Origin of the sequence: Sedimentibacter sp. B4, from assembly GCF_000309315.1 — a bacterium.
GTDB lineage: Bacteria > Bacillota > Clostridia > Tissierellales > Sedimentibacteraceae > Sedimentibacter > Sedimentibacter saalensis.
In genome coordinates this window covers 1-354 of sequence record NZ_CANG01000977.1, presented here as the reverse complement: position 1 = coordinate 354, position 354 = coordinate 1, and the positions used below count along the sequence as shown (strand labels likewise).

Below are 354 nucleotides of genomic sequence, written 5' to 3'. Positions count from 1 at the left end.
GTTCAGGACGCTGCTGCGCCCCGACGAAGGTGACTTGGCTGACCAGTCCGGACTCGGTGACCAGCTGGTGCAGTTCCTGCTCGTAGGACGCGAAGGCCGCGGAGGCGTCGCCGGCCACGACGAGGTGCGGACGGATCTCCGGGTCGAGGTTCCCAGCGCCTGGATGGCCAGGTCGGGCCCCTTCCAGCGGCTCCAGCCGCGCCGCCACCAGCACGTAGCCCAGCGGCCAGGTCTCCGGGCTCTCTGCGGGCCAGCTCCAGCGCCGCTCGCCCGGAGCGAGCGGGCGGAACAGCTCCCGGTCGACGCCCGGGGAGACGATCTGGACCCGCTCCGCGTCCGCCCCGCACCGGTCGA

Annotated in this window: 1 pseudogene; it reads right to left on the bottom strand. The window is 73.4% G+C overall.

The features are described 5' to 3' along the window. Window positions 1-354: pseudogene (locus BN358_RS27185) on the bottom strand (hypothetical protein); the annotation flags it as partial.